Below are 657 nucleotides of genomic sequence, written 5' to 3' on the forward strand. Positions count from 1 at the left end.
CCCCAATTCCGCAACCGCAATTTGTGTCACTACCGCAAAGGCTTCGTTGATTTCCCAGAGATCAATTTCGTCAATCGACCAATCCAGTTGCGACAACAATTGTTCAATGGCGTAGACCGGAGCCAACGTAAACTCATCCGGCTTTCTCGCGTGAGTCGCGTGCGATTTGATGATGGCAAGCGGAGCAAGATTTTGGTGACGAGCGGTTTCCTCGTCCATCAAAATCAAGGCTGCCGCACCATCGGAAATGGCACTGGAGTTCGCCGCAGTCACTGAGCCTTTTTTATCGAAAGCGGGTTTGAGCTGAGGAATTTTTTCTAGATCGATGGAGCGAGGATGTTCATCATAATCGAGGTGGGTTGTGGCTGTTTTTGTCCGGATGTCAATTGGTGCAATTTCATCATCAAACAAACCACGCTCTTGCGCTTCTAACGCTCGTTTTGCAGACATGGTTGCCCACTCATTCATTTTCTCACGGCTGAATTTGAGCCTATCTGCAATTTGCTGAGCATAGACGCCCATCAAGTGCCCTTCGTAAGCATCCTGCAATCCATCGAGAAACATGTGATCGTAAGTGGAGTGATGCCCTAATCGCATGCCATTGCGCGCCTCTTTCAACAAATAGGGCGCATTCGTCATGCTTTCCATACCTCCAGC

Annotated in this window: 1 protein-coding gene; it reads right to left on the minus strand. The window is 49.0% G+C overall.

Annotated features, from left to right (window positions below; translation table 11 throughout):
- A partial coding sequence (locus R8N49_RS27790) for a thiolase family protein (RefSeq protein ID WP_318190532.1) occupies nucleotides 1-657 on the minus strand: 657 nt, incomplete at both ends.

The sequence above is a fragment of the Vibrio sp. 1978 genome (assembly GCF_033344345.1).